Below are 11,836 nucleotides of genomic sequence, written 5' to 3'. Positions count from 1 at the left end.
TCCCCCGCCAGCCGCCCGCCTCGGCCAGCCGCAACGACAGCCGCGTCACAGCGGCGACCACCGCGCCGGAGCGCGCGTACGCCAGACAGTGGCCGGCCGCCTCCCCGCGCGCGGGCAGCGGTGTGTACGTCGCCGACGCGCCGAACACCTCGGGGCGGCGCCGACGCAGGCGCAGGGCGGCGGCCGTGAGAGCGGCTTTCTCATCGTGGGCGGCTGTTGCGCCGGGGGCGGCTTCTCCGTCGGGAAGGGGCGCCGGGAAGCGGGCCGGGCGGCGGTTGTCGGGGTCCACCAGGGCCAGGTACTCGCTCTCGGTGCCCTGGTAGACGTCCGGTACACCCGGCATCGTCAGGTGCACCAGGGCGGTCGCGAGGACGTTCGCCCGGATGTGCGGGGCGAGGTCGCGGCGGACGGCCAGCACCCGTTCCGCGTCCGCCGGGCCTCCCTCGGCGAACGCCTCCACCGCCTCCTCGTACGCCGCGTCGCGCTCCGTCCAGCTCGTGCGCAGGCCCGCTTCCCGGACGTGCTTCAGCAGCGCCTCGCGCAGGCGCGCGGGGTCGGCCGGGCCGAGGCCGAAGACCGTCTGCCAGGCCGCCCACGCGAGCTGCGGGTCCTCGAACGCGGGGAGCCCGGCGACGAGTCCGGCCCACCGCTCGGGGCACTCGGTCAGGACCGCGAGCGCCGCGCGGACGTCGGCGCTGCGCTTCGTGTCGTGCGTCGAGACGACCGTCCCGCCGGTCGGCCAGTCGCGCTGCACGCGCGCGCAGTACGCGTGGAACGCGTCCGGCGACACGGCCGGGGCGCCGGGATCGCCGCCCACCTCCGTCGCCGACAGCAAGGGCACGTACCGGTAGAACGCCGTGTCCTCCACGGACTTGGCGCGCAGCGCGGACGAGGTCTGCGCGAACCGGGTACGCAGTTCGGCGCCGTACGCGCCGGTGCCCAGGAGGAGGTTCCGTACGACGTCCACCGCGCCCGCCTCCTCGGGGACCGCGAACGCGGCGCGGGCCTGCCGGGCGGCCTCCTCGGTGAGGACGGACGCCGGGTCGGCCGAGGGGTAGGGGCGGTAGACCTCCATGCGGACCAGGAGTTCCGTGAGCGCCGTGCGCAGGGTCCAGGGGGCCCGGTCGAGGGCGGCGGGGTCGGGGGAGGCGGCGCAGGCGCGGACGGCCGTGCGGGTCAGGCGGTCGAGCTCGGCGGCGAGTTCGTGCGTGAGGGTCGTGTACGCGGCCCGCCGGACGGTCGCCGCCCAGTCGCCGCCCCGATCGGCCTGAGCGCCCGTCAGACGGCCGTACGCGGCCAGGAGGCCTGAGCACCCCACCGGGTCCGTGAAAAGGCCGTCCACGTGCCGCAGGGCGTCGTAGCCGGTCGTCCCGGCCACCGGCCAGGAGTCCGGGAGGCGTTCGCCGGCCGAGAGGATCTTCTCGACGACCGTCCAGCGCCCGCCCGTCGCCCGGTGCAGCCTCTCCAGGTAGGCGTCCGGGTCGGCGAGGCCGTCGGGGTGGTCCACGCGCAGGCCGTCCAGGACGCCGTCGGCCAGCAGGCGCAGCAGGGTGGCGTGGGTGGCCTCGAAGACCTCCGGGTCCTCCACCCGCACCCCGATCAGCTCCGAGATGCTGAAGAACCGCCGGTAGTTCAGCTCCGTGCGCGCCAGCCGCCACCACACCGGCCGGTACCACTGGGCGTCCAGCAGCTCCGGCAGCGGCAGTCCGGCCGTCCCCGCGCGCAGGGGCAGGACGTGGTCGTAGTACCGCAGCGTCCCGTCCTCGACCCGCAGCCGCTTCAGCTCGTCGCCCAGCGGGCCCCCGAGGACCGGGACGAGCATCCGGCCGCCCTGCGCCTCCCAGTCGACGTCGAACCAGCGCGCGTACGGGGACGCCGGGCCCTCCCGCAGCACCTCCCACAGCGCGCGGTTGTGCCGCGGCGCCATCGCCATGTGGTTCGGCACGACGTCCGCGACCAGCCCGAGACCGTGCGCCCGCGCGGTGTGGGCCAGCGCCCTCAGCCCCTCCTCGCCGCCCAGTTCGCCCCGTACGCGCGCGGGGTCGACGACGTCGTAGCCGTGCGCCGAACCCGGCACCGCCTCCAGGACCGGCGACAGGTGGAGGTGCGACACCCCCAGGGAGGCCAGGTGGGGGACGGCCTGTGCCGCGTCCGCGAAGGTGAACGCCGGCTGGAGCTGGAGCCGGTAGGTGGCTGTGGGGTGTCGAGGGGTCATGCAGGGGTTGGTACCCGGGGGAGCGGGGTTCCGTACCGGGCCCCCGGGAACCTGTGCGCTACGCGGGGCGTTGAAGGACCACCACGCTCCGGTCCAGCAGGCGCAGGTGGTCGCCCGCCGACACCTTGAGGCCGGTCCCGGAGGGCGGCGGAGTGGGGTGGGCGGTGTCGACGGTGAGGTGCCAGCGGGGGCCGTGGTCCACGGGGACCACGAAGTCCAGCGGGGTCGGGGAGGGGTTGAACATGAGGAGGAACGAGTCGTCGGTGATGCGCTCGCCGCGCGGGCCGGGCTCGGAGATGGCGTGCCCGTTGAGGAACACCGTGAGCGCGGAGGCGGTCGCCGAGGTCCAGTCCCGGTCGGTCATCTCGCGGCCCTCCGGGGTGAACCAGGCGATGTCGGAGAGGTCGTCGTGAGTGCCCTCCACGGGCCGGCCGTGGAAGAAGCGCCGGCGCCGGAAGACCGGGTGCTCCCGGCGCAGCCACACCAGCGCGCGCGTGAAGGCGAGCAGGTCGTCGTCCTGCGGGTCGTCCGCCTCCGGGTCCGGCCAGTGCACCCAGGACAGCTCACTGTCCTGGCAGTACGCGTTGTTGTTGCCGCGCTGGGTGCGCCCGAACTCGTCGCCGTGGCTGAGCATCGGCACGCCCTGGGAGAGCATCAGCGTCGCGATGAAGTTGCGGGTCTGCCGCGCGCGCAGGCGCAGCACCTCGGGGTCGTCCGTGTCGCCCTCGGCCCCGCAGTTCCACGACCGGTTGTGGCTCTCGCCGTCCCGGTTGCCCTCCGCGTTGGCCTCGTTGTGCTTCTCGTCGTACGACACGAGGTCGCGCAGCGTGAAACCGTCGTGGCAGGTCACGAAGTTGACGGAGGCCAGCGGGCGGCGCCCGTCGTCCTGGTAGAGGTCGGAGGAGCCGGTCAGCCGGCCCGCGAACTCCGCGAGCGTGCGCGGCTCACCGCGCCACAGGTCCCGCACGGTGTCGCGGTACTTGCCGTTCCACTCGGTCCACAGCGGCGGGAAGTTGCCCACCTGGTAGCCGCCCTCGCCGACGTCCCAGGGCTCCGCGATCAGCTTCACCTGCGACACCACCGGGTCCTGCTGCACCAGGTCGAAGAACGACGACAGCCGGTCCACCTCGTGGAACTGCCGCGCCAGGGTCGCCGCGAGGTCGAAACGGAACCCGTCGACGTGCATCTCGGTCACCCAGTACCGCAGCGAATCCATGATCATCTGGAGGACGTGCGGGGACCGCATCAGCAGCGAGTTCCCCGTCCCCGTGGTGTCCGTGTAGTACCGGCGGTCGTCCGCGAGCCGGTAGTAGCTCCCGTTGTCGATGCCCCGGAACGACAGCGTGGGCCCCAGGTGGTTGCCCTCGGCCGTGTGGTTGTAGACGACGTCCAGGATCACCTCGATGCCCGCCTCGTGCAGCGCGCGGACCGCCGACTTGAACTCCAGCACCTGCTGCCCGCGGTCGCCCCAGGACGCGTACGCGTTGTGCGGCGCGAAGAAGCCGATCGTGTTGTAGCCCCAGTAGTTGCTCAGGCCCAGGTCCACGAGCCGGTGGTCGTTCACCGACTGGTGCACCGGCATCAGCTCCAGGGCCGTCACCCCCAGGCGCGTCAGATGGCCGATCACCGCCGGGTGCGCGAGCCCCGCGTACGTGCCCCGCAGCTCCGGCGGCAGCTCCGGGTGGAGCATCGTCAGGCCCTTCACATGGGCCTCGTAGATCACCGTGTGGTGGTAGTCCACGCGCGGGGGCCGGTCGTCGCCCCAGTCGAAGTACGGGTTCACCACGACCGACGTCATCATGTGCGGCGCGGAGTCCAGGTCGTTGCGCTCCTGGGGCGCGTCGAAGTGGTAGCCGTACACCTCCTCGCCCCAGCGCACCGAACCGGCGACCGCGCGCGCGTACGGGTCGAGGAGCAGCTTCGCCGAGTTGCAGCGCAGCCCGCGCGCGGGCTCGTACGGGCCGTGCACGCGGAAGCCGTAGCGCTGGCCGGGCATCACCCCGGGCAGGTAGGCGTGCCGGACGAACGCGTCGCTCTCGCGCAGTTCCACCGCCGTCTCCGAGCCGTCGTCGTGCAGCAGACACAGCTCCACTCGGTCCGCGGCCTCCGTGAAGAGCGCGAAGTTCGTACCGGCGCCGTCGTACGTGGCGCCCAGGGGATACGCCTGTCCAGGCCAGACCTGCATGGGACGACTCTTCCAGGGTTGTCGCGGACATGTGGCTCGTACGACGGTATGGCGAACCGGGGTCGGTCCAGTTCTCCAACTCGCCCACGGACGGACGACCGTCATGACTCCGCTCACTTCCTCCCCATCCGGAGGGCGATGGATTCGAGGCAGCCGAGAACGACCCTGTCCATCCGGCTGCACCGCCGACCGCTCCCGGAGTACCCTTCCTTGATCGTTGGGACGGGAAGGCTCGGGGGAGCGGAAGGCGGTGCTTGGGTGGGCTCGGGAGGGCTGGAGCTGCCCCCTGGTGACGAGGGTCACGAGGGCGGCTCGGCGGACGCCCCGCCCGGCGCGGTGTCGCTGGCCAGACCCATGGACGCGGGGGCCATCGGACCGGAGCTGGACTGGGACGCCGACGCCTGGCGCGAGGTCCGCACCCGCGCGCAGCGCGCCGGCCGGGCCTACATCTGGCTGAACCTCGTCGAACAGCGCCTGCGCGCGGTCGTGTCGGCGGTCCTGCGGCCCGTGTACGAGCCCGTGCACGGCGACGACTGGGTCGTCGCGGCGGCCGGGCCCGCCGGGCAGGAGTGGGTGCAGCGCGCGGTCGCCGTCCGCGAGGTCAGCCGCCGCAAGGGCTACCTCCTCGACCCCGCCGACGACAACGTGATCTCGTTCCTGACGCTCCCGCAGCTGCGCGAGCTGATGGTCCAGCACTGGCCCTGTTTCGAGCCGTACTTCGACGAACGGCGCGACGTCGAACTCGCCCTCGACGAGCTGGAGGTCACCCGCAACGTCGTCTCCCGCAACCGCGCCCTGTCCGGAAACGTGCTGAGCCAGGCCGAACGCGCCTCCGCGCACCTGCTGGAGATGCTCGGCACGAGCGGCGACGTGCCCTCCGCGCGCCGGCTGCCCGTCGACGCCGTCGAGGACCTCGTCGGCGACCGGTACGCCGACGTCGTCGCCGTCCACTCCGACCGTGTACGGCTCATGCGGCAGTTCCCCGCCGAGGACCTCTTCGGGGGCGCGCGCCGGATCGACGCCATCGGCATCGGGCTCAACCTGCTCGTGCAGAACTTCTCCGGGCGCCGCCTCGTGCGGCTCGCGGAGGCGGGCGGGCGCGTACGGCTGCTGTTCATCAACCCCGCCTCCAGCGCGGTCAAGCGGCGCGAGCGGGAACTCGGCATCAAGCGCGGCGAGCTGAGCCGGGCCGTCGAGATGAACATCCTGCACATGCGCCGGGTCCGCTCCCGGCTGCGCGACCCCGGGGCCTTCCAGATCCAGGTGTACGACGAGACGCCCCGCTTCACCGCCTACCTCGTCGACGGGGACGGCCCCGACGGGATCGCCGTCGTCCAGTCGTACCTGCGGGGCATGCGCGGGATGGAGGCGCCGGTGCTCGTGCTGCGCGGCGGCAACCGGATCGTCAAGGCGGGGGACACCGAGGAGAGCGGCCTGTTCCCGGCGTACCGCGAGGAGTTCGAGCTGGCCTGGGCGGATTCGCGGCCTGTGTCCTGAAGTGCGGTGCTCGGTGCGGGGGATGCGGAAGGCGGACCTCCGATTGTCAGTGGCTCGTGCGAAGGTGGGGACCACTGGGGGAAAGCACCACCGAGAAGGGGGGCCGACATGGCCTGGCACCAGGAGTTGATGATCGGGTTCGACCTGGAGACGACGGGGACGGATCCGCGGGAGGCACGCATCGTCACCGCGGCCGTGATCGAGGTCGTGGGCGGGGAGGTGCGCGGGAGCCGCGAGTGGCTCGCCGATCCGGGGGTCGAGATCCCGGCGGACGCGGTCGCCGTCCACGGGATCAGCAACGAGCGCGCGAGCGCGGAGGGCCGGCCGGCCGACGAGGTCGTGGGCGCCGTCGCCGACGCGCTGGTGAGCGCCTGGCGCAGCGGGGTGCCCGTCGTCGCCTACAACGCCGCCTTCGACCTCACCCTGCTCTCCGCGGAGCTGCGGCGGCACGGACTGCCGTCCCTGCGCGAGCGCCTGGACGGCGAGGAGCCCGCGCCCGTCGTCGACCCGTACACGATCGACCGGCACGTCGAGAAGTACCGGCGCGGGAAGCGCAACCTGGAGGCCGTCTGCGCGGAGTACGGCATACGGCTCGACGCCGCGCACGATGCCTCCGCCGACGCGCTGGCCGCCGCCCGGCTGGCCGGGGCGATAGCGGGGCGGCACACCAAGGTCGCCGACCTCGGAGCCGGCGAACTGCACCGGCGGCAGGTCACGTGGTACGCCGAGTGGGCCGCCGACTTCCAGGCGTTCCTGCGCAAGAAGGGCGACGCGGACGCGGTGGTCGACGGGGTGTGGCCGGTGCGGGAGGTCGTCCCGCAGGACGCGTGAGGGGTGCGGCCGGTCAGAAGGGGTACCAGCGGACCGACGCGTCGCCCGTGCGCAGGGACGCGACCCGGCGGGTGAACTCCGCCAGGGCCTTGGGGTTGGTGGGGGTGTGCTGGGCCACCCAGGCGCAGCTCGCGGTCTCGCGGGCGCCCCGCAGGACGGCGCAGCCGGACCAGGCGCGCACGTCCCAGCCGTAGGCGGCCGTGAAGGCGTCGTACGCGGGCGTGGGGAGGGCGTAGCGGTCGTGGGAGAGGGCCATCACGACGAGGTCGTGCTCGCGCAGGTCGGTGGAGAAGGTCTCCAGGTCGACCAGGACCGGCCCGTCGGGGCCGATGTGGACGTTGCGGGGGAGGGCGTCGCCGTGGATGGGGCCCGGCGGCAGATGAGGGGTGAGGGCGGCTGCCGACGCCGCGAAACCGTCACGCCGTTCCCGCAGGTACGCCGCGTCCGCCGGATCGATCGCGGCACCGGCGAGCCGCAGCCAGCGCTCCACGCCGGACAGCAGATCGCGCGGGGGCAGGGCGAACGGGGGCGCGGGCAGGGCGTGCACGAGCCGGAGGAGCTCGGCCAGGTCGCGGGGCTCGGCGGGGCGCACGGTGTCCGGGAGGCGGTGCCACACGGTCACCGGGTGGCCGTCGACCAGCAGCGGCTCCGACTCGGCCGCGCGGACCGCCGGAACACCCTCCTTCGCGAGCCACGCGGCGATCGCCGTCTCCCGGCGCGCCCGCTCGATCAACTCGGCGTCCCGGCCCACCTTGACGACCAGGCCGCCCAGCTCGAACACGGCGTTCTCCCCGAGCGCGAGCAGCCGCGCGTCCGGCGCGCCCGGCAACTCCGCCAGGGCCAGCACCTCGCGCGCGCGTGCCTCGTCCATCCGCCTGCCTCCGCTTTCCGCCGTGGGGCGACCCCTCGGCCGCCTCTCCTGTCGTCGCCGGTGGGCCCGCGTGCAGTACCGCCGCGCACCCTCCTCGCCGCCGGCCCCCGTGCCCGGGGTCCCGCCGGACCGCGTCCGCTTCCCGGGACGCCGCCCGACCCTGCCGCCGTCGTGATCCGGCCATGAGGCCGCCAGTGTCGCATTCCCACTGGTGAGCCCCGCGCGCGGTGTCTTGACGGGGGTCGACGCGTTCACGACCATGGCGGGGCCCGTCGGAGCTGTGCGAAGGGGTGGCGTGTGAGGGTGCGGCAGGGTGTGCTGGACCGAGGGGCGTGGTTCCTGGTGCTGCCCGCGCTCGTGCCGATCCTGGTGCTCAGCGTGGGGCCTCTGCTGTACGGGATCCTGCTCGCGTTCACCGACGCCCAGTCGGGGCGCACGCAGGCCACGCAGTGGATCGGCGGCCTCAACTTCCGTGACCTGCTGGACGACACGCTGTTCTGGGAGTCGTTCCGCATCGGCCTGGTGTGGGCGTTCGCGGTGACCGTCCCGCAGTTCCTCCTCGCCCTCGGCCTCGCGTCGCTCCTCAACCAGGGCCTGCGCTTCGGCTGGCTCGCGCGGGCGCTGGCGATCGTGCCGTGGGCGATGCCCGAGGTCGTCGTCGGCATCATGTGGCGGCTCGTCTACCACCCGGACGCCGGAATCCTCAACGAGACGCTGCGGAACCTGGGGTTGGGCGACGGCAGGGACTGGCTCGGCGGACTCGGCACGGCGCTGCCGGCCGTGATCGTCGTCGGCGTGTGGGCGGGCCTGCCGACGACGACCGTCGCGCTGCTCGCCGGGCTCCAGAACACGCCGCGTGAACTCCACGAGGCCGCCCAGGTCGACGGCGCGGGCGCCTGGCGCCGGTTCCTGACCGTCACCTGGCCCGCGCTGCGCCCGATCGCCCTCGCGATCACCGCGCTCAACTTCATCTGGAACTTCAACTCGTTCGCCCTGGTCTACGTGCTGACCAGCGGCGGCCCCGGCGGGCGCACCCGGCTGCCGATGCTGTTCGCCTACGAAGAGGCCTTCCGCTACGGCCAGTTCGGGTACGCGGCGGCGATGGGATGCGTGATGGTCGCGGTCGTCGCGGTCTGCCTCGCGGTGTTCCTGGCCGGACGGCTCAAAGGAGGTGACGAGGCGTGAGAAGACTCGGACGGACCGCGCGAGCCGGAAAATACACAGCGCTGCTCGCGTATCTCGTGTTCCTCGCCTTCCCGTTGCTGTGGCTGCTGTCCACCGCGTTCAAACCGCCCCGGGAGCTGGGGAGTCCGCACCCGACGTGGATCCCGAGGGACCCGACGCTCGACAACTTCCGGCAGGCGTTCGACGAACAGCCCCTGCTGCGCGCCGGGTTGAACTCCCTGCTCGTCGCCGCGACGGCCGCGCTGATCGCCGTCGCCGTGGCCACCCCGATGGCGTACGTCCTCGCGCGGCGCCGGACGAAGCTCGCGCGGGCGGTGAGCGGATGGGTGGTCGTGAGTCAGGCGTTCCCGTTCGTGCTGCTGATCATCCCGCTGTTCCTCGTGCTGAAGAACCTGCGGCTGATCGACTCGCTCGCCGGGCTCGTCATCGTGTACGTGGTGTGGGCGCTGCCGTTCGCGCTGTGGATGCTGACCGGGTATGTCCGCGCTGTGCCAAGGGAGTTGGAGGAAGCGGCGGCCGTCGACGGGGCCGGGCGGCTGCGGACGCTCGTGTCGGTGACCGCGCCGCTGCTGGCGCCGGGGATCGCGGCCACGGCGATGTTCGCGTTCGTCACCGCGTGGAACGAGTTCTTCTTCGCGCTGGTGCTGCTGAAGACGCCGGAGAAACAGACGCTGCCGGTGATCCTGACGCACTTCATCGGGGCGGAGGGAGTCGCCGACCTCGGGCCGCTCGCGGCGGCCTCGTTCCTCGCGACGCTGCCCTCGCTGGTCGTCTTCGCGTTCATCCAACGCCGCATCACGGGAGGGCTGTTGGCGGGGGCGGTGAAGAGCTGATGCGGACCAGGACACTGAGTGCCGTCACCGTGCTGCTGCTCGTCCTCCTGGCCGCCTGTTCCTCCGACGGTTCCCGCGACGACGGCCGCATCACCCTCCGCTTCCAGTCCCTCGCCTGGCAGGACGACTCCGTCGCCGCCACCAAGGAACTCGTGAAGGAGTGGAACGTCACCCACCCCGACATCAACGTCGAGTACGTCCAGGGAAGTTGGGACAGCGTCCACGACCAGCTCCTCACCTCCTTCGAGGGCGGCGACGCCCCCGACGTCATCCACGACGCCTCCGACGACCTCGCCGACTTCGCGTACGGCGGCTACCTCGCCGACCTGACAGAGCTGCTCCCCGCCCGCCTCAAGTCCGACATCCCGGACCGCAGTTGGGCCACGACGACGTTCGGCGACGGCATCTATGGCGTCCCGTTCCTCCAGGAACCGCGTGTCCTGATCGCCAACGCGACCTGGCTGCGCGAGTCCGGCGTACGCATCCCCACGCCCCGACAGCCCTGGACCTGGCCGGAGTTCAGACAGATCACCCGGCAGCTCAGCGGCGACGGCAGGTTCGGCGTCGCCTGGCCCCTGCGCGAACCCGTCTCCGCCACGCTCAACCTGTCCCTCTCGGCGGGCGGGCACCTCTTCCACCGAGGGGACGACGGGAAGGTCACCATCCGCATGGGTGCGGGCGACACGGTCGTACCGCAGACCATCCACGACCAGATTGACGTGGACCACAGCGCCTCCGACTCGACGCTGGGCAGCGGGGGTTCGGACACGCTGCCCGGGTTCTTCGGCGGGAAGTACGCGATGGTCCCCCTCGGGTTCTCCTACCGGCAGCAGATCTCACAGCAGGCACCCAAGGGCTTCGCGTGGCAGGTGCTCCCCGCGCCCGCCGGTGCCGCCGGACTCACCCAGGGGGTCAGCCCGCAGACGCTGTCCGTCGCGCGCGACAGCCGCCACAAGAAGGAAGCCGTCGCCTTCCTCGACTTCCTCCTGCGCCCGCCCAACATGGTCCGCCTCGCCCTCGGCGACTGGATGCTCCCCACCGGGACAACCGCCTTGCGGGACCCCGCACTTCACACCACCGAACACGGCTGGGCGACCGGCACGGCCCTCGCCGGCCACCTCGTCCCCGCGCCCGCCCAGTCCGTGCGCGGCTACCCGGAGTGGAAGGACAAGGTCGCGACACCCGCCCTCCAGGAGTACTACAGCGGGGCCATCGGCCTCGGTGAACTCCGCCAACGCCTGGAGAAGGACGGCAACTTGGTGCTCGCGCGCTACCAGCGCTGAGCGGGCCAGCGGAAAATGCGTTGCCCGGGGTTCCCGGGGGCCCTAACGTCGGGTGCGTGGCAGCAACTTGCGCGATCATCAACACCGGTCTCGGCCGGGGTGTCACGTACTCCCTTCGGATGCGTCGTCTCCCCGGAACCCTGACCGGTCCGGGGTGTGACACCCGCTGACGGCTGAGCCGCCGGGTCGTCCTTCTCCTCCGTACGCCTGATCAGGGTGCACGCGGTCTGCGTGTGCCCCCTTGGCGTGCCCATCTCCTGTCTTCCGGTCGGGGTCACGGCTGCCCGTTCCCCAAGAACCCGGAAGACGAAGGACGTTGGCCATGGCCCGCCCATCCCCTGCCGCACGCGCGCTCTCCCAGAACTTCCTCGCGGACCGCGCCGCCGCGCGGGAACTCGCCCGACTCGCCGTGCCACGCGGTGAGATCGTCCCCCTGATGCTCGAAGTCGGCGCGGGGAAAGGCGCGTTGACCGAACACCTCGCACCGCGCTGCCGCGAGCTGCGGGCGTACGAGATCGATCGCCGGCTGCTGTCCGGGCTGCGCTCCCGGTTCGCCGGAGCACCTCAAGTCGCCGTGATCGGCGGGGACTTCCTCGCCGCGCCGGCGCCGCGTACGCCGTTCTCCGTCGCCGGGAACGTGCCCTTCTCCCGTACGGCGGCGATCGTGGACTGGTGTCTGCGGGCGCCCGGACTCACCGACGCGACGCTGATGACCCAGCTGGAGTACGCCCGCAAGAGGACGGGGGACTACGGGAGTTGGACGCTGGTGACGGTGCGGAGCTGGCCCCGGTACGAGTGGCGGCTGGTCGGGAGGGTGGGGCGGACTCGGTTCCGGCCGGTGCCCCGAGTGGATGCGGGGGTGGTGCGGATCGAGCGGCGGGCCGTGCCGCTGGTCGACGCGGCGGCGTACTCGCGGTGGGTCGGGCTGGTCGAGGC

9 protein-coding genes are annotated in these 11,836 nt (G+C 72.6%); 6 read left to right on the top strand and 3 right to left on the bottom strand.

Annotated features, from left to right (window positions below; all coding sequences use genetic code 11):
- Positions 1–2,215 (bottom strand): malto-oligosyltrehalose synthase (gene treY / locus AOK24_RS25430; RefSeq protein ID WP_055722398.1); only part of this gene is annotated, 2,215 nt, incomplete at its 3' end.
- 58 nt (positions 2,216–2,273) lie between these two features.
- The gene (gene glgX / locus AOK24_RS25425; RefSeq protein ID WP_055722397.1) at positions 2,274–4,400 is read right to left on the bottom strand and encodes a glycogen debranching protein GlgX; all 2,127 of its coding nucleotides are present in this window, start codon (positions 4,398–4,400) and stop codon (positions 2,274–2,276) included.
- A 258-nt stretch (positions 4,401–4,658) separates the two neighbouring features.
- Here glgX and AOK24_RS25420 point away from each other — a divergent pair, with 258 nt between their 5' ends.
- The gene (locus tag AOK24_RS25420) at positions 4,659–5,897 is read left to right on the top strand and encodes an SAV2148 family HEPN domain-containing protein (protein WP_055722396.1); all 1,239 of its coding nucleotides are present in this window, start codon (positions 4,659–4,661) and stop codon (positions 5,895–5,897) included.
- A 108-nt stretch (positions 5,898–6,005) separates the two neighbouring features.
- Positions 6,006–6,728: a 3'-5' exonuclease gene (locus AOK24_RS25415; protein ID WP_055722395.1), complete on the top strand. Its 723-nt coding sequence runs from the start codon at positions 6,006–6,008 to the stop codon at positions 6,726–6,728.
- Between the two features lie 13 nt (positions 6,729–6,741).
- On the opposite strand, the gene AOK24_RS25410 is transcribed toward AOK24_RS25415, so the two are convergent.
- Entirely contained in the window at positions 6,742–7,599 is an 858-nt protein-coding gene (locus tag AOK24_RS25410) for a phosphotransferase enzyme family protein (protein WP_055722394.1), read from the bottom strand.
- 297 nt (positions 7,600–7,896) lie between these two features.
- Here AOK24_RS25410 and AOK24_RS25405 point away from each other — a divergent pair, with 297 nt between their 5' ends.
- The 4 genes from AOK24_RS25405 to erm all read left to right on the top strand — a co-directional run.
- Positions 7,897–8,784: a carbohydrate ABC transporter permease gene (locus tag AOK24_RS25405; RefSeq protein ID WP_055722393.1), complete on the top strand. Its 888-nt coding sequence runs from the start codon at positions 7,897–7,899 to the stop codon at positions 8,782–8,784.
- Positions 8,781–9,617, top strand: coding sequence for a carbohydrate ABC transporter permease (locus AOK24_RS25400; protein ID WP_055722392.1), 837 nt, complete (start codon positions 8,781–8,783; stop codon positions 9,615–9,617). The genes AOK24_RS25405 and AOK24_RS25400 overlap by 4 nt, the downstream gene beginning before the upstream one ends.
- Entirely contained in the window at positions 9,617–10,900 is a 1,284-nt protein-coding gene (locus AOK24_RS25395) for an ABC transporter substrate-binding protein (RefSeq protein WP_055722391.1), read from the top strand. Before AOK24_RS25400 ends, AOK24_RS25395 begins: the two co-directional genes overlap by 1 nt.
- Positions 10,901–11,222: 322 nt before the next feature.
- Positions 11,223–11,836, top strand: a 614-nt coding sequence (gene erm, locus AOK24_RS25390; RefSeq protein ID WP_055722390.1) for a 23S ribosomal RNA methyltransferase Erm, incomplete at its 3' end; no start/stop codon positions are given.

Source organism: Streptomyces niveiscabiei (assembly GCF_001419795.1).
Taxonomy (GTDB): domain Bacteria; phylum Actinomycetota; class Actinomycetes; order Streptomycetales; family Streptomycetaceae; genus Streptomyces; species Streptomyces niveiscabiei.
Note: the sequence above shows the minus strand (reverse complement) of the source record. Positions and strands in the feature narration are given on the sequence as shown.

Excerpts from the sequence above, each read along its gene's own strand:
- glgX (WP_055722397.1), bottom strand. The coding sequence starts at position 4,400 with ATGCAGGTCTGGCCTGGACAGGCGTATCCCCTGGGCGCCACGTACGAC.
- AOK24_RS25415 (WP_055722395.1), top strand. The coding sequence starts at position 6,006 with ATGGCCTGGCACCAGGAGTTGATGATCGGGTTCGACCTGGAGACGACG.
- AOK24_RS25410 (WP_055722394.1), bottom strand. The coding sequence starts at position 7,599 with ATGGACGAGGCACGCGCGCGCGAGGTGCTGGCCCTGGCGGAGTTGCCG.
- AOK24_RS25395 (WP_055722391.1), top strand. The coding sequence starts at position 9,617 with ATGCGGACCAGGACACTGAGTGCCGTCACCGTGCTGCTGCTCGTCCTC.